Source organism: Pelagicoccus enzymogenes (genome assembly GCF_014803405.1).
GTDB classification, from domain to species: domain Bacteria; phylum Verrucomicrobiota; class Verrucomicrobiia; order Opitutales; family Opitutaceae; genus Pelagicoccus; species Pelagicoccus enzymogenes.
Genome location: NZ_JACYFG010000036.1, coordinates 475,390 through 491,675, shown reverse-complemented (window position 1 = coordinate 491,675; position 16,286 = coordinate 475,390). Strand labels below are relative to the sequence as shown.

Here is a 16,286-nt window from a genome sequence, read left to right as displayed (position 1 = left end):
TCCATTTGTACCGCAAGCGCTCCTTTGTGAGGTATTGCATCGTATGGTTAAACTCGCAGTAATTGGCACAGGGGGAATGGCCCACCATCAGGTGGAGTCTTTTTCTAAAATCGAGAATTGCAAGGTGGTCGCGGCCTGCGACGTGGACGAGAAACGCGTATCGGATTTTGCCAAGAAATTCGGAATCGACGCGACTTACACGGATGTGGATCGCCTGCTTGCGGAAGTGGAGTGCGACGCGGTGACGATCGTGGTGCCCGACGCGTACCATCATCCGCTGACTCTGAAGGCGATCGAGGCGGGCAAGCATGTGCTCTGCGAAAAGCCCCTCGCCTTGAACGCGAAGGACGCCCTTGAGATGAGCGAGGCGGCGAAGGCAGCTGGGGTGATCAACATGGTGAACTTCTCCTATCGCAACAGTTCGGCGATCCAGATGGCGAGCAAGCTGGCGCGTAGTGGGGAGTTGGGTACGATCCGGCATGTGCACGCTTATTACCTGCAAAGTTGGTTGGCCCAAGACGAATGGAATTTTTGGGAAACCAGTCCGCAGTGGCTTTGGCGCTTGTCGACGAAGGCTGGCAGCATGGGCGTGTTGGGCGACATCGGGGTGCATATCCTGGACTTCGCGGGCATGCCGGTGGGAGATTATCGCAGCGTGAATTGCAAGCTGAAGACTTTCGACAAGGGCGATGGCAACAAGATGGGCGGCTACGAGCTGGACGCCAACGATTCGGCGATCATTACTGCCGAGTTCGCCAACGGCGCCTTGGGGACGATTCACACCACGCGCTGGGCTCAGCCGCACTTGAATTCGCTGAAGCTGAACGTCTATGGCGACAAGGCGTCTATCGAGATAGATTTGGACGAAAGCTACTCGACATTGAAGATCAGCCGCATTCTGGGGCGGAAGGCCATGCCTTGGGAAACGCTGGATTGCGGAACGACTCCGACGAACTTCGAACGTTTCATCGCGGCGGTGGAGTCAGGCGTGCAGGACCAAGCGGATTTCGCCCGCGGGGCGGACATCCAGCGCGTGCTGGACGCCTGTTTCGAATCCGACCAGAAAGATAAAACAGTATCCCTCTAGAACCAAAGAACCGCAAAGAGCCATGTCACTAAATAACGAATACGATATCCGAATCGGAACTTTGGCCGGAAAGGGCCCGCAGACTGCGGACTACATCAAGGCGATCCTTCCGCACGGCTTTGAGTCTTTCCAGATCAACTTTTGGCAAAACTTGGGCGAAACGGATTTGCTCAAGCTCGCCGATCAGACCCGGCAGGTCCTCGAGGGCAGCGATGCGATCGTTTCCTCACTCGGCATTTTCGGCAATCCGCTGGGGGATTCGGAAGACGACGAAAAGACCCGCGAAGGCTGGCGGGAGTGCATCGACAAGGCCCACCTCTACGGTACGGACTTGGTTTGCGGATTTGCGGGCCGCGTGCGGGATGTGCCGGTGCCAGAGTCCATCGAGCGTTACGTGGAGGTCTTTGGCGAGTTGTCCAAGCGGGCGGCCGACAAGGGCGTGCGTATCGCGTTCGAGAATTGTCCCATGGGCGGCAATTGGGAACGCGGCGATTGGAACATTGCTTTCAATCCGGCGGCTTGGGAGCTGATGTTCGACGCCTTGCCGGTCGACAACATCGGTTTGGAGTGGGAGCCCTGCCATCAGATGGGGCAGCTGATCGAGCCGATGCCGCAGCTGCGCAAGTACGTGAGCAAGGTTTTCCATGTGCATGGCAAGGACGCCAGCAACTATGCGGAAGTGGTTCGGGAGTTTGGGGTGGACGGGCCGAAGCCCTTCTCCGAGCACCGGCATCCAGGATTTGGAGACAGCAACTGGACGGACATCATCAGCGAATTGAGACGCGGCGGATACAAGGGTACCATCGACATCGAAGGCTGGCACGATCCCGTGTACGTGGGCGAGCTGGAGCTGACTGGACAGGTGCATGCCTTGAACTACCTGAAAGGTTGTCGAGGCAAGTACGTGCCGAATCCGGAAGGCTTCTAGTTAGGCTCTGCGAGAAATCGCGTGACGAGCACGCTCCCACAAGGTGGAGAAATCGCGGCGCAAGGCCGCTTCCCACAAAGGTTGAGGAATCGGGGCGCGAGGCCGCTTCGAGAAGGTGGTTCGGCCGCTCCGCGGGCGATTGATTAGCTGTTGAATTGCGTTCGATTGCCGCCCGCGGAGCGGCCGGCCCACCTGATTACGAGTTTTTCTGAGCCCAGTTGGCGAGGACGGCCATGGCGGGGGCTCGGGCGAGCTCGTTGAAGGAGTGGTCGGCTCCTTCGATCTTTTGCAGCGTGACCTTCGGCTTGCTGAGGGCGGCGATGGATTCGCTGTCTTCGATGAGAACGACATCGTCCTCCGTGCCGTGAAGGAGTAACCAAGGGATGGATACCGACTTCGCGCTTTCGAGGACGCTGCCCACGGTCTCGCAGAGGTCGGTCATGAAGCTCTGGCTGAGCGGGCAGCTTTCTTCTTCCCACATGAGGCCTTGGTCGGGCGTCTCTTCGCCAAACTCGGTGAGGGCGAACTTCTTGGTGTCGACCATGCCGGCGAGGGAAACGAGGCGTTGGATGCGCGGATCGCGAGCGGCCCGCAGCACGCCGACGGCAGCTCCCATGGAGTGCCCGACGTAGGCGACGTTTCGCTCTCCGACTGCGTCGAGGATGGATCCGAGGTCCTCGACTTCCTTGCTGACGTTGGAGTCTTGGAAGCGGCCTTCGGAGTCGCCGTTGCCGGAGAAGGAGAACGCGAGCGTATCGAAGCCGGCGGCCTTGAGGGCCTGGGCGGAGTCGGCCACGATGGGGCGGTCCTTGTTGCCGGTGACGCCGTGCCCGATGACGTAGAGCCATTCGCTGGGCTGCGCGGGATCGGCCTGTTGGTAGCTGTAGTCAAGTTTTTCGCCTTGGGCGTTACGGATTGTGTCGAACATTTGGATACGAATGAGTCGTGCTGTTTTGATGGTGGATGGCCGCTGGAGCAGCGGCTGCTACCTTTGCGCCTATTCGCTGCCTTTGCGGCCCGGGAAGGTGAGTTCCGCGATGCCAGACTTGTCCAATTCGCCGAGGCCGAGTTCGCAGAGCTTGTTGTACTGGGCGAGGGTGGCTTGGGCGAGCGGCATGGTGACGCCCTTGGCCTTACCCAGCTCGAGGGCGATGCCCGAGTCCTTGGCGGCGTGGGCGGCGGAGAAGAAGCAGTCGTGGTCGCGGTTGAGCATGTCCTCGGCGTCGGTTTCGAGAACGCGGGAGTTGGCTCCGGTTTGGCTGAAGACCTTGCAGAGCATTTCCAGGTCGAGTCCGAGCGCGGCCCCGAGGCCTAGGCCTTCTGCGAGGGCGGCGGTGTTGATATTCATGACCATGTTGACGAGGGCTTTCACTTCGGAGGCCTTGCCGGAGGCGCCAACGTAGGTGAGGGCTTTGCTGAGGTCGTCGAGCAGCGGCTTGGCGGCTTCGAAGACAGGCTTTTGTCCGCCGATCATGAGGTAGAGCTCGCCGTTGCGGGCTTGGGGGATGGAGGAGGCCATGCAGCCTTCGAGGGTTTGGGCCCCCAGTTTTGCGGCGGCTTCCTCGAGTTTGACGTGTACGGCGGGGGTAAGGGTGGCGCAGTTGATGAAGAGCTTGCCCGAAGCGTTGGTGAAAAGGTTGTCGTCGCCGAAGAAGATGGCGTCCATGGCTGCGTCGTTGGTGACGACGGTGAGGATGATGTCGGCATTGGCGGTGACGGCGGCGAGGCTTCCGTAGGCGGTGGCGCCGATCTCGGTGGCAAGCTCTTGGGCTAGGTCCTGGTTGATGTCGAAGAGGGCGGAAACTTGGTAGCCCTTGTCCTTGAGGCAGCGAGCCATGTTGCCGCCCATGCGGCCGAGTCCTACGAATCCGATTTTCTTGTCTTTCATGTGCAAAGTCAGTGTGGGTTGGTATTAGCTTGGAGGTGCCTAGCTTGAGAGGCTCCGGTTGCTCGGGTCAAGGCTTAGGCTCGCGATCCTTGGTTCAGCGGGTTACGATCGGAGCATCGAATTGCCTGCGTCCGATCGGACTGCCGGATTACCGGCAGCGAGAAAAACCTTTGTCGCCGGCACGCTTTTTCCCAAAAATCTTTTCACCATCCCCACCTGACGAAACGATTGGCCCTTTTCTCTCTTACCGTCAGCTCGCTGCTCGGTGTTTTCGCTTCAAAGGCGGCTCCGGCCCGCAATCCCGTCATCTGGGCGGACGTGCCGGACGTGGCGGTGATCCGGGTGGACGACACCTACTACATGAGCAGCGCCACGATGCACATGAGCCCGGGGCTGCCCATCATGAAGTCGAAGGATTTGGTCAATTGGGAGCTGCTGGGCTACGCCTACGATACGCTAGCGGACAACGAGAAGCTCAACTTGGAAAATGGGCAGAATGCTTACGGAGCGGGTTCTTGGACGAGCAGTCTGCGGTATCACGAGGGTAAATACTACGTGTCGACCTTTTCGAGCACCAGCGGGCGTACCCATATTTTTGTTACGGTCGACATCGAAGCCTGCCAATGGGAGGAGATTTCCTTCCAGCCGTCCTTGCATGACCACAGTTTGATCTTCGACGACGAGAAGGTTTATATGATGTATGGCGGGGGAGACCTGCGCTTGATCGAGCTGAACAGCGACCTCTCGGGCATCAAGGAAGGGGGCTTCAACGAAATAGTGATCGAGCAAGCGCATTCCGTAGCAACCAAGGCCGTGATGCTGCACGCGGAGGGGACTCAGGTGCTCAAGGTCGACGGGATGTACTACGTGATGAACATCTGTTGGCCGCGAGGCGGGATGCGGACGCAGATCGTGCACCGTTCCGATTCCTTGGAAGGCCCCTACGAGGGGCGCATGGCCTTGCAGGATCAGGGCGTGGCCTAGGGGTGCTTGATCGATACTCCGGAAGGAGATTGGTATGCGGTGTTGTTTCAGGACAACGGGGCGGTGGGGCGCAGTCCCTGGCTAGTGCCGGTCGAGTGGGAGGACGGTTGGCCAGTATTGGGCGAAAATGGGAAAGCGCTGCTTTCGCTTCCCATCGAGGACAAGGAAGAAGGTTGGGCGGTTACACGGCCTAGGGACTGCTCTGAAACTCGAGCTTCTGTCGGCTTGGATCTTGGTCCCGATCGCGTCGGGCTTTGGAACGGGGTTGCGTGGCGGTCTGCAGCAAGCTGCAACCCTACGGAGAAAGGGCGAGTCTGTCAGCCTCGCCTCGGCTTTCGCTCTCGAGCATCGACGCGCTGGGCGTGCAAGCTGCCCAAGGGCGAGTATGAAAATATAGGATACAGGACGCCGCGGGAGCAGGCTGCGGTTCGGGTGCCGCAGCCTGCGTTGAAATCCAAGGGCAAAATCGCGGCACGAGGCCGCTTCCCGCGGGGGTTACTCTCCTGACTCGAGGCGGGCGTAGGGGCCCATCATAGCGCCGATGAAGCTCCAGGCTCGCGTGGTGGTCAGGATGGTGGCGTCTTCGTCTCGGGCGACAGTGAGAATTTCGCCGTCAGGCGTTTCGAGGTAGAAGGAGATGCGCTCTTTCTCGCCCTCGATGCGCAGGATGACTTGATCTCCAGCTTCGAGGTTCTCGAGCTTGTGGGTTGCTACGAGGCGCGGGGCGCTTTCTTCCGACTTTTCGAGAAAGGCCTCGTAGCCTTTATCCGTTTTTCGGATACCGCAGTAGAAGTTGTAGTCTTCGCGAATGAATGCGGCCACCCCGGCGGATGTTCCTTGGACTGGAGCTTCGAATTGAGTGGCGGCTTGGTAGGTGGAGTGTTGTTGGCGGCGGGAGATCCAGGAAGGATTTTTCAGTTCCGAGAGGCCGACATTCTTGGGGGTGATTTGCAGCTGGCCGTCCTTCAGTTCGAGCCAGTTGTCCTGTGGCGTGCGCAGGTACATCCATTCGTATCCAAGTTCTGGAGCATCGAAATCGTCTCGCCAGGCGAAGTTTCCGGTGGTGGGCGGAACGGGCTCTTGGGAGAGCGGGAGGTCTGGGCGTTCGAGCTGCCAGGGGATTTCCTTGCCTTGTTCCAGGATCATCGGCCAGCCGTCTTCGGTCCACTCGATGGGCAGCATGTAGACTTCGCGGCCGGTGTTGTAGAAGCCGCCTTCGTAGGGGCGGATCGCCAGGAAGGTGGCCCACCAGTCCCCGTTTTCCAGCTCGAGGAAGTCGGCGTGCCCGGCGGCGATGATGGGGTTTTCGCGGTCCGCGGGGAGGTCGCGCTGGGTGAGGATGGGGTTGTTGTCCCAGGGCACCCATTCCTCGTCGAGGCTCTTGGTGCGGAAGACGACTTGGGAGTGCTGGATGCTGGTGCCCCCTTCGGCGCAAGTCAGGTAGTACCAGCCGTCCTTTTTGAAGATGTGTGGGGCTTCGATCCAGACCGGCTTTTGTGAGAGGTCGACGCCGCCGTTGATGATGATTTTTCCTTCTCCGATCGGTTGGTTGGTCTCGAGGTCGATTTCCCAAAGCCAAACGGCGCGGTGGCCTTCGTAGAGGGAATCGTTGTTGGGAGGGGGACCGTTGTGGGTGAGCCAGACGCGGCCGTCTTCGTCGAAGAAGAGGGAAGGGTCGATGCCGTCGATCCAGGGCAGCGGAATCGGGTCGGACCAAGGGCCTGCGGGATCTGTGGCGGTGACGTAGAAGTTGTTGATGCCGTAGACGGAGGTGGTAATGAGGTAGAAAACGCCGTCGTGGTGGCGGATGGTCGGGGCGAAGATCGCTTGGGAGGAGCGGAGGCCCTCGGTGCCGGTGAGCTGACTGGGGCGGTCGAGCGCGTGTCCTATTTGCTTCCAGTTGACGAGATCGGTGCTGTGGAAGATGGGGAGTCCGGGGTAGAAGGCGAAGCTCGAGGTGGTGGCGTAAAAGTCGTCGCCCACGCGGCAGGAGCTCGGGTCTGGATAGAAGCCGGCGAGGATGGGGTTTTGGAATTGCCCGGCGGGCGGCGGCGTGTCGAAGACTGCGTCGTTTCCGCGGTAGCTGAACCAGTCGAAAGCGACCGGTTCTGCGGATTGGGCGAAGGGGGCGAGCGCCGCGAGGGCGAGAGCGGTGGCGGAGTATTGGAGTTTGCGCATAGCAGCCTGATTAGGGCTGAGGGGGCGGCCCAAGTAAACGATTAGCGGGCGTCTCACTAAAGAGCATGCCGCTTTTTTAGGGCGATATGACTTTGGTCATAGCTGATTTCGCGCGAGAGGGGTATGTCCCGTGTGCTTGGGTGCCGGCAACTCGGAGCTTGCTAGCGGGATAGGCTTGAGCGGGAGTGTTGCCGTGAATTCTGGAGAACAACTTTGTCTCGCTTGCGGGATGTGCTGCGACGGGTCGCTTTTTGACAATGTCCGCCTGCAGCCGGAGGAGAGCGCTGAGGACCTGAAGCGCTTGGGCATGCCGGTGAAGCTTTCCCGAGCGAAGCTTCCGGTGGCCTTTTTGCGTCAGCCCTGTCGGGCCTTGGGTGAGGACTGCGCCTGCGCCATCTACTCGCAGCGTCCGGCCCAATGCCGTTCTTTCGAGTGCGGGGTCTTCAAGGAAGCCCAGTCGGGGGCGATTTCCTACGAGGAGGCCCATCGGCTGGTGAAGCAAGGGCGCCGCAAGGCGGACAAGGTGCGCAAGCTCCTGGTGGCGACGGGTGAAACGGACGAAGCGCTTTCGCTGGGGGCGCGTTTCCGGCGGGTGCAACGTTGGGTGCAGCGCGGGGAAGTCGATGCGGAGGCAGGCGCCTCCTTCGCCGCGCTCGGACTGGCCATGCACAAGCTCGATTTGTTTGCCCATGAGAAGTTCTACACCGAAGAGGACGCTTGAGGCGTTTTCGTCAGTGTATTCTATTCCCAGATACAAAACAGAGGCTCAAGGCGGCTCGTATCCCCTCGAGCGTCGGAAGCTCTCTTTTATCTTTTCTTAGGCTGGGGCGGGGCTAGGGTAGTGGCACGATGCGCGCTCGGAGTACCAGGACCTTTCGATTATCCGGTTTCGTCGTAGCCTGCCTGCTGCTGGCGATCCTGCCCGCCCACGGATTGAACTTGGTCAATCGATTCAGTCCGCTGAACAAGGAGCGGTCCCCGCGTCGGTCCACGGAGTACATCATACTGCACACCACGGAAGGTCCGGCCAAGGGAAGCCTCGATAAGCTGAGAAAGTATGGAGAAGCCCACTACATGGTGGATACTGACGGCACCGTCTACCGCATCATCGATCGCAATCGTATCGCCATGCATGCGGGCAGAAGCATGTGGCAAGGGCAGGCCAACCTGGACAGCGTTTCCCTCGGCATCGAGGTTGTCGGCTACCACGACCGTCCCATGACGAACGCTCAAAAGCGCGCGGTGAAGGAGCTGCTGCGCCAATTGCAGAGCGTCTACAAGATTCCGGACAGCAAGGTGCTGCCGCATTCCATGGTTGCCTACGGCCGCCCCAACCGCTGGCACCCTTCGCCGCACCGCGGCCGCAAGCGCTGTGCCATGCTGATGGCGCGAAGCAGTGTGCGAGAAGAGCTAGGCCTCAGCGGAAAGCCCTCCTTCGACCCCGATGTGCGAGCGGGACGTTTGGTGGTAGCGGATCAAACGCTCGAGCGGGTTCTGTACGGGGCGGATCCCGCGGCCGGAAGCGGGGCCAGTGCAGGGGAGGCGGCCTCTAATGTCATCCGTCCCGGTCGATCCGCTTGGGACATTGCTCGAGGGCGCTACAAGTCCTCCGACACGCTCTATCGCTTTCCCGATGGAAGGACCCGCAAGGGGAGCGAAATCAAGGATTGGAGCAAGATGCCGACCGGGACCGAGGTCATTGTCGGCAATAGCGAAACCGAAAGCGAGAGCAGCGAGGACCGGGTGCAGGAGATCGGCAAGGACGGCAGCAACGCGTGGGAGATCGCGGCCGGAGCTTACAACGACGCGGAGACGATCTATTTTCTGGTCGATGGCCGGGTTCGAAGTGGGGTGGAACTGAGTCGCGACAACTTGGATACCTTGCCCAAAGGAACTCGCATGCTGGTGGGCTACGTGCACGGCGGAGTCCTGAGCAAGGGCCGCAGCGCCTACGATGTAGCGGGGCCCAAATGGAACCTAGCCTCCACCTTTTACCGCTTTCCCGACGGCAGCATTGTTTCCGGCAAGGACATCGACGAAAAGAACATCCCCAGCAAAGCCATGGTGTTCTATCCCAAGTAAGGGAAGTGGAAGGAGGCGTAGACGCTGCGCCACGAGAGTCGCCGCCTAAGCCCTTTGGCGGCAGGCGAAGCGGGATGTGTCCTTTCAGGGCATCGGCGATGGATTTCGAAAAAGGGCGTCAGCTACCCGTCGACAGGGCGAGTCCGAGAGTAGGCCCAGAGCCTTCAGCAAAACCGTTTGTTGTCCCCAGTCTCCGCGCGATGAAACGCTTGGGTCTTGGTTTGGCGTAATCGGCAATTGTTTGAACTACTTTGTTCCTGCGGGGTAAACTTTTCCGCTGGTCGAGCCGTATTAAAAGGCATGATACCTATCGGCTTTCCAACTCTGGTCGATAGGGCTCCTCGCTTTTCCTTGCGGTGTGCGAAATGGCTTGGCCTTGCCTGCCTTTTGGCGGTCTCGGTATCCGCGTCGCTTCTCGGGGAGAGTCTCGAAAAGGGCCCTGTCTATTTCTATGATCGCTACGGCTCGCAGCAAACGAGCAAAGCGGTAGCGAGCTATAGGGTCTTCACGCCCTTTGAGGTGAACTGGATTCTCATCGATGAACCGTGCTTGATTCGCAAATACAGTAAGGATGGTGTGACCTTGGATGTCCTTCTCTCCGATCCAAAGCTGGAAGCTCTCTGGGTTCGAATCACGCTGGAAAAACGGTTTACCGACGAAAGCTTGGCTGCGGCTTTGTCTGCTTACGGTAGTGGCTGGAAGCGCGTAAGATCGGTTGAAGAGGTTGGCCTAGAAATCCCACTGCTTCACGTGAAGCACGTCTTCCGTAGCGAAAGAGGGCGTCTCGCGTATTTCAGTCCAGTGACCAAGCAGTTGATGATTTACTCGCCGAGCGTAATAGAGTTCTTCAAGGACTTCCACGCGAAGCGAGCGGAGGAACAGGCAAAGGTGCCTGTATTCTAGGTGGCCTCCTGCGATCGTTACTTTGCGAGGGAGGTGTGAGGATTTTTTGTGTAACTCGCTTTTAGCGCCGGTGCTTTCAAAGTCGAGGCGTGTGCCGAGAATTCCTACGGAAGTGTATCAACTTTTGAATACATTGATACGATGCCAAGAGAGGAACTCTTCGTCTGGCAGAAACTTTTTGGGCAGAACGATCCTTTTCCCGTTGTATCGTAATAACATTTCGGAATCTCCAGTCGTCGGTCTTTTCGATACCTTTGGTGAGACCCTGACAATAAGATCGGGATCAAGTGTCAAAAAACCGCAGTCGAAAGCGCAATCGTGAAGAGCGTTAAGACAAAGACCATTTCGAGGATTCAAGCGATGCTTTTTACTTTTGGACCAAGGTAATATGTGGCTCGCTCGAAGGAGTGAACTGTGAGAAACTCCTGTGATGCAGCAGCGGTTTTCGTAGCTAGCCAAGATCGTCTTCCGGAAGAAATCTTGATTAACTCTAACCTTTGTTTCTTGGACTCGATCTTCACCTACTTTTGTAGATTCCAGATCGATGTTTGGAGCCTCGATTTCGGTAATGTGCTTCTCTATGTTGCCGAAAAATTCGCTCCAAACATCGCGATCGAGTTGGCTAGCGTTCCTAGCTCCAGCTCGATCAAGCGACTCGTCTAGGGCAGCGAGGTTTGCCATTTTGTAACTCACCGATCCCGGAGACCGGTCAAGCTTCGCTGCAAGTTTAATAATATCGGGGTTCCTCTGGTGAATACGGCCGAAAGGCGTTTTGCAGTAGAGATTTATGACGGGAAGAAGCTCTTCCCTAGTCCAGAGACGGCCACGTTTCATTAAGTTTGCTTTGCGGATTATTCTATTCGTCTCCTCATTCCCAAGTCTTGTCGATTTCCTCGTCAGGCGGTAGCGAAGGAGTTGTGGTGGCTAGCTCGATCGCAGCTCGAAGGAATGATAGGTCAATATCGGTAAAATGTGCGCCGATTGAATTCCGCTTGAAGGCTTCGTCCACTTGCTTGCAAGCCTTTAGTAACTGCGGAGCTGCAGCAAGAAGGGCCGAATTTCTGAGACCTTCTTCGTTTTTGGGTACGTCACAAACTACGAAACCAGGGGTTGGCTTCACGATGAGTGTCGGCTGCACTTCAGACTTTTGAACGCACCAAATTGCATCTTCGATTTTTTCAGGGCTTTCAAAAGGATCTTTGTCTGTCTTGTACATGGTTTCGATTGGGTTGAGCTTAACGCAGCGAAGTGAAGTTTCATTAGATCTTAACCTATCGACTTCCGGGTGTTTCGGCCAGCGGTTTTATCCAAGAAGTTTCGTTTGTCCTCATACGATTCTCTGCACTTCGGTTCGGGTCGTTCTCACGGCTATCGTACCACGACGAAGTTGCAGCGATAGCTTCAAAGACTGTTGGCTTACCCTCGTCGTCGTCTCCAATCAGGTAATACACAGTTGGGATCTCCGATAGTCGAGATTCTCCGAAAAGATGGCAGAGTGCTTTCACTCCTTGGAACTCATGCCCGTTCGAGACTCTTGGGTCTATTTCGTGAGCTGAAAGTCGCTTCCAGCCGAATCCAGAAAACTCTTCGTCTATTCGTCCCCATTTCATACTATTGTGGCTAAAGATCTTTAGCTTTCTGCGAAGGCTTACAAGGTAATTGGGCTGCGGCTCCCTCGCGAGGGAGGGCGTTGGTTGATGGTGGCCTTCGCAGAGGCGTTTGCTTTGGCTTGAAACCACTCCTTCATTTTGCAGTCTTGTCCGGCTAGATCTCGGTTTAAAATACGGGACCCAAATCGATGACGATTCTACCTCGCGATCCTTAAGGCACGGAGGTGAGGTTAAATAGGTCACGTTACATGGAGAAGAGCTACTGCTCAGCGGCTAAGCTTTTTTTCGCAGTCGTAGAGTCCGATGAGGATGTCTGGGGAGAACCTACAGTTTTTTGGAGGGCGAGGGATGTGGCACCGCACGTTTGGTTGCAATTCTTCACGCTCTCTCGTTAAGCGCTCGTTGGAAGGAGGTCTTGCGTTTGTGCTTTTCGGTGAGGCGGATCTTATAAGCGGTTTCGTCTTCCACTGTATCAGGAAATTGGATTCTGGAAGCGATTTGGGAGAGAGCGTGCCAATAGTCTGCTGCGTGGTGGTAGGCTTTGCTGCGGGCAGAGTCGAGGATATCTTCGAGTAGCTTGCGGTAGAGAAGTGTCGCAGCCAAGGGGTGCTTCGCTTCGAATTCACGAGCGTACTTCGGGAGAATTTCCCAGTAGCGTCCGCTGAGACGGTCGATGTGGCGCTGAGCGTATGCGGCGGCGCGATCTGTTTCCTTGATCTGCATGAGGAAGCTGAGGACGGTGTAGGCATTGCAGGTGCTGGATTCGGCGTAGGCGATGGCCTCGGCTCGAGCTGGGCTGGGCTTGTCTAGGGGGATGGAGGCGAGCCAAGCCTGGAGGGTTTCGGGCGACGGGGAGCTCCTGAAGGCTGCGTTGCGTATTGCGGCGACTTCCTCTTTTTTTCCGAGCCCTTGGTAGGCTTGCAGTCGGATGTCTTCGATCATTTGTACCCAACTGCCTTTGGCTTCGATTGCCTGGACGAGATCGAGAGCTTCTTGCCAGCGTTTGCTTTGGCAAAGCGTACGGGCTAGTTGGATACGGTCGTAACCGCTGAGTTCTCCCTTTTTTGTTTCTGCGAGTACTCTGCGGAACAGCTCTGGATCGCCTTTGCTCTGGGCGACGAATTCGTAATGAAACTGTTCGGAAGAGCGGAATTTCTGTTTGGGGGCGTCGAGAAAGTATTGGCGGAGGGCGTGGAGAAGCGATGCGAATTCTTCATTGGTGAGGAAATGCGCGGCTTGGCTCATGATTGGGTCACGGGCGCCGTAGTTGTTGTTTCTGATGCAATCGAGCGTTAGATCAACGACAGTGAGGCGGTCCTGAGCGTTTACAGCGGCTTGGGAGAAGAGGTCGGCGACGTTTCTGTAGGGATCGCCGATTGAACCGTCGGAATCATCTACTAGATTGAAGACCTCTTCGTCTGTATCCAGAAAATGGTAGCAGATGGCAAGAGTTAGGTCGGGGTCGAGCGGGAGGAGGTTTTGCTCGATTGACTGTACCACGGTGTCGAGCTCTTGGCCGAAGTGGGAGGCTTGGCGGTAGTCGATGTAGTCTAGGTTTGCGGTGAGCGAATCTATTCGGTTTTCGATCGTTTTGGCGACGACGGCTGCTTTGTCTCCCAGGAGTTCGATTTCAACACGTGAGGCGAGGGCTTCGTTTGTCAAGCAGGCCTCAGCGAGGAGTTCGGCGAGTCGGCTCTTGGAGAGCTTTTTGGCGAGTTGATTGGCGGTTGGCATTTTCGGATGCGTTGACAGCGCATTGAAAGGATTCGCGGGATCGAAGTTCATGTCCAATAAATCCTAGGATATCGACACTTCGAGTTCACGCGTCGATTGATTCGACTCGTTGGCTGTTTTCAAGCGGTAGACAGCGGGACGCGGTCGTAACGGCTGTTGTGGAGCCTTTCGAGAATCGGTGAAGCTCGGGGCCAAATCGGGGAGATGTATCCGAAGGGGGCACGAAGCTGTCAGGCTGGCGGATTCGGTTCGAGAGAGCGAAATCGAAGGTTTGGCGACTGGAGCCAGCTCATGTTCGCGCTTGCGAAGCAAGAAGGAGACTGAGTGCCTAATCTTGGAATGTGCACCGTTGAAATAAATCGGTGCATTTAGGCAATCTGCTCGCAATGGGAGTTTGCTTGATTCTTGGGCTACTTTATCCGTTATAGAGAGCTACGATGGCTGTTAAGAAAGCAGATAACTCAGTTTCATTGAAAACTCTTTCTAGCCGAAAGGCTAAGGAGAGGAGGGAAACTGCGTCTGCTATCAAAAGCGGAAAGCTTACACCGAAGGCTGCTCAGCTGCGAAATGCGCCGTACAGCAAGTCGAAGGTCAGGGTCGCGAAGCTTTTTGGAGCTTGATGGAAGGCGAGCCTAGGCCAGTCGAGGACTTCAACGAAGTATTCAAAGCCTTCAGGAAGTCGAGCGAGCCGATTTTGTTGGTTGGCGGTCACGCCGTGAATGTTTGGGCCCTGAGCTACTATGAACGGGCCGCGAACGAGATTGCTCCGCACGAGCCTTTGACAAGCTCGGACATGGATATCTTCGCGACGCGTAACGCCTTGTTTTGGCTCGCGAACGAGCTTGGGAGCGAGGTCCGTTTTGCCGGTCCTCGTGAAATCGTTCTAGGAGCGATGGAGATCCTAGTTGAAGGGAGACCGTTCTTGCTGGAGGGCCTCCGAAGCGTCAAGGGCGTGACGACACAGGAGCTGCAAGGGCGGGCCTCGCTAGAGGTAGGTGGATGCGAAATTCTTGTTCCCTTGCCACATGTGCTTTTGAAGGCAAAGCTGGCAAACGCCCTCGATCTCGACCAAAGCGACAGACAAGACGTGAAGCATGTCAAATTGCTGGCCATTGTGTTGCGGGAGCATCTGCTAGATTTGCTCGGTGTAGTGACCGAGGGTTCTGAACGAGGCATTTTGGCGATTATCCGCGAAGCCGTGGCTGTTGCTATGTCTAAGGAGGCAAAGCGTTTCAGCACACTTCATGCCCTGGCCTTTGAGGATTATTTGCCCTTGGCAGAGATGAGGAGCGCGACGTCTCGCATTTCATCTTTCGCCGACGTTGAGTTTCTAAAGCGGTACAAAAGTTGAATCAAAGTTCAGGAATCGTAGTAGGGATTTCGACCTCTGATTGTTTTTGAAGTCACGCATACGGTCCTCAAAACCACCTTCGTCCTGCCGCATTTTGCTGCAAGGCGGTTGCCAGCCGGTTGCCACAAAACCGATTTTCATGGCAAATCGCGTCATCTTGTCGCACTTTGCTGCCTTTTCGAGTTTGGCCTCCAACTAACTCTAGAGGCTCCGTAAGTCGTTGATAGCCATATAAAAGGCGAAGGCCCAACGCTTTAAGCATTGGGCCTTCATGGGTGCAGGGGCTGGATTTGAACCAGCGACCTTCAGGTTATGAGCCTGACGAGCTACCAGACTGCTCCACCCTGCAACTGCAGTTGTTAAACTGTAAATCTCCGCTCTGGTTGGTCGGAGGAGGCGAACAAAGGAAGATAAAATTCCTCCTGTCAATGCCTTTTCAAATCTTTCTCCAGAAATCTCCAAAATAACTCCTTGCCAAGAGGGAGGGGAGGGCTAGCTTTCTCGCTTCTCCCATTCTGGGAACCTAATAACTAACAACCAAAACTGTAACGTAAGGTCGTCTCCGGACGGTCTGCGCCCCCGCTCATCAGGGGTGTTTTAAGCATATGAATATTGAACTAACTGATCTTCTCGACGCTGGAGTACACTTCGGCCACCAAGTTAAGCGTTGGAACCCGAAGTCCAAGGGCTTCGTTTTCGACCACCGCCAAGGTATCTCCGTTATCGACCTCGCCAAGACCTACGAAGGTCTCAAGAAGGCTTACGACTTCATCGAAGACGTAGTGGCGAAGGGCGGCGAAGTCCTCCTCGTGGGCACCAAGCGTCAGGCTCAGGAAATCATCCGCGAAGCTGCTGCCAACACTGGCATGCCTTTCTGCGTGAACCGTTGGATGGGTGGCACCTTGACTAACTGGAAGACCATCACTTCCTCCATCGCCAAGTACAAGAAGTACATGGCTATGGAAGCGGACGGCTCTCTCGCTAAGCTTCCCAAGAAGGAAGGTTCCGCAATCCGTCGCGAGATGGCTCGTATGCACCGCAACTTCGAAGGCATCGTGAAGATGGAGAAGCTGCCGGCTGCTATGTTCGTAGTAGACGTAAACTACGAAGACATCGCGGTTGCCGAAGCGCGTCGCGTCAAGGTACCGGTTGCGGCGATCGTGGACACCAATTCCGATCCTTCTTCCGTCGACTACGCGATCCCAGGCAACGACGACGCTGTTAAGTCGATCCGCATCATCCTCGAGACGATTGCTGAAGCGGTCGAAGCAGGTCGCGCCAAGCGCGCCAGCCGCATGAACCAAGGCAAGGGGGGCGACGCGAACGCTGCTGCTGCCGAGTCCGTGGCTGCTGCTGAAGAGCCGGTAGCCGCTCCTGTCCAAGCGACCGAGGAGCCGGTTGCTGCACCCAAGGCTGAAGAGCCCGTTGCGGCGCCTGTGAAGGCTGAAGCTCCAGTTGCGGCCCCAAAGGCTGAGGAAGCTCCGAAGGCTGAAGAGGACGAAAAGAAGTCCGAAGGCTAAGAACGACTCTGCGAGAGGCGT

13 protein-coding genes, 1 tRNA gene and 1 pseudogene are annotated in these 16,286 nt (G+C 56.8%); 8 read left to right on the top strand and 7 right to left on the bottom strand.

Annotation, left to right across the window (positions count from 1 at the left end):
* Positions 1 to 43: 43 nt before the first annotated feature.
* Both IEN85_RS14365 and IEN85_RS14360 read left to right on the top strand, forming a co-directional pair.
* Positions 44 to 1,087 (top strand): Gfo/Idh/MocA family protein, encoded by a 1,044-nt coding sequence (locus IEN85_RS14365; RefSeq protein ID WP_191617776.1) that lies wholly within the window; start codon positions 44 to 46, stop codon positions 1,085 to 1,087.
* Between the two features lie 22 nt (positions 1,088 to 1,109).
* A complete protein-coding gene (locus IEN85_RS14360; RefSeq protein WP_191617775.1) occupies positions 1,110 to 2,015 on the top strand; it encodes a sugar phosphate isomerase/epimerase family protein in 906 nt (301 codons plus the stop codon).
* Between the two features lie 196 nt (positions 2,016 to 2,211).
* On the opposite strand, the gene IEN85_RS14355 is transcribed toward IEN85_RS14360, so the two are convergent.
* On the bottom strand, positions 2,212 to 2,943 hold the full coding sequence (locus IEN85_RS14355; RefSeq protein ID WP_191617774.1) for an alpha/beta hydrolase: 732 nt from the start codon (positions 2,941 to 2,943) through the stop codon (positions 2,212 to 2,214).
* Positions 2,944 to 3,012: 69 nt separating this feature from the next.
* Complete coding sequence (locus IEN85_RS14350; RefSeq protein ID WP_191617773.1) at positions 3,013 to 3,903, bottom strand: NAD(P)-dependent oxidoreductase; 891 nt, start codon at positions 3,901 to 3,903, stop codon at positions 3,013 to 3,015.
* 216 nt (positions 3,904 to 4,119) lie between these two features.
* On the opposite strand from IEN85_RS14350, the pseudogene IEN85_RS14345 reads away from it, so the two are divergent.
* Positions 4,120 to 5,040, top strand: a pseudogene (locus IEN85_RS14345) (glycoside hydrolase 43 family protein); the annotation flags it as partial.
* 342 nt (positions 5,041 to 5,382) lie between these two features.
* Here the strand turns inward: IEN85_RS14345 and IEN85_RS14340 are convergent.
* Positions 5,383 to 7,065, bottom strand: a complete 1,683-nt coding sequence (locus IEN85_RS14340) for a glycoside hydrolase family 43 protein (RefSeq protein ID WP_191617772.1) — start codon at positions 7,063 to 7,065, stop codon at positions 5,383 to 5,385.
* Between the two features lie 193 nt (positions 7,066 to 7,258).
* Here IEN85_RS14340 and IEN85_RS14335 point away from each other — a divergent pair, with 193 nt between their 5' ends.
* The 3 genes from IEN85_RS14335 to IEN85_RS14325 all read left to right on the top strand — a co-directional run bounded on the left by IEN85_RS14335 (position 7,259) and on the right by IEN85_RS14325 (position 10,050).
* The gene (locus IEN85_RS14335) at positions 7,259 to 7,786 is read left to right on the top strand and encodes a YkgJ family cysteine cluster protein (RefSeq protein ID WP_191617771.1); all 528 of its coding nucleotides are present in this window, start codon (positions 7,259 to 7,261) and stop codon (positions 7,784 to 7,786) included.
* A 128-nt stretch (positions 7,787 to 7,914) separates the two neighbouring features.
* Entirely contained in the window at positions 7,915 to 9,147 is a 1,233-nt protein-coding gene (locus IEN85_RS14330; RefSeq protein WP_191617770.1) for an N-acetylmuramoyl-L-alanine amidase, read from the top strand.
* 300 nt (positions 9,148 to 9,447) lie between these two features.
* Positions 9,448 to 10,050 (top strand): hypothetical protein, encoded by a 603-nt coding sequence (locus IEN85_RS14325; RefSeq protein WP_191617769.1) that lies wholly within the window; start codon positions 9,448 to 9,450, stop codon positions 10,048 to 10,050.
* Between the two features lie 117 nt (positions 10,051 to 10,167).
* Here IEN85_RS14325 and IEN85_RS14320 read toward each other — a convergent pair whose 3' ends face one another.
* The 3 genes from IEN85_RS14320 to IEN85_RS14310 all read right to left on the bottom strand — a co-directional run bounded on the left by IEN85_RS14320 (position 10,168) and on the right by IEN85_RS14310 (position 13,394).
* A complete protein-coding gene (locus IEN85_RS14320) occupies positions 10,168 to 10,884 on the bottom strand; it encodes an HNH endonuclease (protein ID WP_191617768.1) in 717 nt (238 codons plus the stop codon).
* A 34-nt stretch (positions 10,885 to 10,918) separates the two neighbouring features.
* Positions 10,919 to 11,266, bottom strand: coding sequence for a hypothetical protein (locus tag IEN85_RS14315; protein WP_191617767.1), 348 nt, complete (start codon positions 11,264 to 11,266; stop codon positions 10,919 to 10,921).
* Between the two features lie 772 nt (positions 11,267 to 12,038).
* Positions 12,039 to 13,394: a DUF6880 family protein gene (locus tag IEN85_RS14310; RefSeq protein WP_191617766.1), complete on the bottom strand. Its 1,356-nt coding sequence runs from the start codon at positions 13,392 to 13,394 to the stop codon at positions 12,039 to 12,041.
* Between the two features lie 793 nt (positions 13,395 to 14,187).
* Between IEN85_RS14310 and IEN85_RS14305 the strand changes: the two genes are divergently transcribed.
* Complete coding sequence (locus IEN85_RS14305) at positions 14,188 to 14,745, top strand: hypothetical protein (protein ID WP_191617765.1); 558 nt, start codon at positions 14,188 to 14,190, stop codon at positions 14,743 to 14,745.
* 272 nt (positions 14,746 to 15,017) lie between these two features.
* On the opposite strand, the gene IEN85_RS14300 is transcribed toward IEN85_RS14305, so the two are convergent.
* Positions 15,018 to 15,094 (bottom strand) — tRNA-Met (locus IEN85_RS14300).
* 256 nt (positions 15,095 to 15,350) lie between these two features.
* On the opposite strand from IEN85_RS14300, the gene rpsB reads away from it, so the two are divergent.
* The gene (gene rpsB / locus IEN85_RS14295) at positions 15,351 to 16,265 is read left to right on the top strand and encodes a 30S ribosomal protein S2 (protein ID WP_191617764.1); all 915 of its coding nucleotides are present in this window, start codon (positions 15,351 to 15,353) and stop codon (positions 16,263 to 16,265) included.
* Positions 16,266 to 16,286 lie beyond the last annotated feature (21 nt).

What these genes read in the sequence shown, in the direction of transcription:
- IEN85_RS14365 (WP_191617776.1), top strand. Translation starts at nt 44, where the DNA reads ATGGTTAAACTCGCAGTAATTGGCACAGGGGGAATGGCCCACCATCAG.
- IEN85_RS14360 (WP_191617775.1), top strand. Translation starts at nt 1,110, where the DNA reads ATGTCACTAAATAACGAATACGATATCCGAATCGGAACTTTGGCCGGA.
- IEN85_RS14355 (WP_191617774.1), bottom strand. Translation starts at nt 2,943, where the DNA reads ATGTTCGACACAATCCGTAACGCCCAAGGCGAAAAACTTGACTACAGC.
- IEN85_RS14350 (WP_191617773.1), bottom strand. Translation starts at nt 3,903, where the DNA reads ATGAAAGACAAGAAAATCGGATTCGTAGGACTCGGCCGCATGGGCGGC.
- IEN85_RS14340 (WP_191617772.1), bottom strand. Translation starts at nt 7,065, where the DNA reads ATGCGCAAACTCCAATACTCCGCCACCGCTCTCGCCCTCGCGGCGCTC.
- IEN85_RS14330 (WP_191617770.1), top strand. Translation starts at nt 7,915, where the DNA reads ATGCGCGCTCGGAGTACCAGGACCTTTCGATTATCCGGTTTCGTCGTA.
- IEN85_RS14325 (WP_191617769.1), top strand. Translation starts at nt 9,448, where the DNA reads ATGATACCTATCGGCTTTCCAACTCTGGTCGATAGGGCTCCTCGCTTT.
- IEN85_RS14320 (WP_191617768.1), bottom strand. Translation starts at nt 10,884, where the DNA reads ATGAAACGTGGCCGTCTCTGGACTAGGGAAGAGCTTCTTCCCGTCATA.
- IEN85_RS14315 (WP_191617767.1), bottom strand. Translation starts at nt 11,266, where the DNA reads ATGTACAAGACAGACAAAGATCCTTTTGAAAGCCCTGAAAAAATCGAA.
- IEN85_RS14310 (WP_191617766.1), bottom strand. Translation starts at nt 13,394, where the DNA reads ATGCCAACCGCCAATCAACTCGCCAAAAAGCTCTCCAAGAGCCGACTC.
- IEN85_RS14305 (WP_191617765.1), top strand. Translation starts at nt 14,188, where the DNA reads ATGGATATCTTCGCGACGCGTAACGCCTTGTTTTGGCTCGCGAACGAG.
- rpsB (WP_191617764.1), top strand. Translation starts at nt 15,351, where the DNA reads ATGAATATTGAACTAACTGATCTTCTCGACGCTGGAGTACACTTCGGC.